This window comes from Aeromonas simiae, assembly GCF_000820125.1.
Classification (GTDB): Bacteria; Pseudomonadota; Gammaproteobacteria; order Enterobacterales; family Aeromonadaceae; genus Aeromonas; species Aeromonas simiae.
Window position 1 is genome coordinate 24,285 of record NZ_CDBY01000032.1, and the last position, 539, is coordinate 24,823.

Annotated in this window: 1 pseudogene; it reads left to right on the forward strand. The window is 60.1% G+C overall.

What is annotated here, in order from left to right:
- A pseudogene (locus BN1134_RS04680) lies at positions 1-500 on the forward strand (long-chain fatty acid--CoA ligase); the annotation flags it as partial.
- Between the last annotated feature and the right edge of the window lie 39 nt (positions 501-539).

Consider the following 539-nt stretch of genomic DNA (forward strand, 5'->3'; position numbering starts at 1 on the left):
TCATGACCGAGGATGGCTTCCTGCGCACCGGTGACGCCGGCGACATCGACGCCAAGGGCAACATCTACTTCACCGAGCGTCTGAAAGAGCTGATGAAGACCTCCAACGGCAAATACGTGGCACCCCAGGTCGTGGAAGGGGCGATCGGCAAGGATCGCTTCATCGAGCAGATCGCCATCATCGCCGATGCCCGTCACTTCGTGTCGGCCCTGATCGTGCCCTGCTACGAGTCGCTCGAAGAGTACGCCCGCTCCATCAACCTGCAATACCAGTGCAAGAGCGAGCTGCTGCGCCACTCCAAGGTGGTGGAGTTCTTCGAATCTCGCATCAACGAGCTGCAAAAGGAGCTGGCCAAGTTCGAGCAGGTCAAGAAGTTCACCCTGCTGCCGCGCGCCTTCTCGATGGAGCTCGGCGAGATCACCCCGACCATGAAGCTGCGTCGCCGCATCATAGAGGCGACCTACAAGCAGGAGATCGAGCAGATGTACGGCATCTCCTGATACCGCTGCCCGATAACAGAAGCCCCGCCATTGGCGGGG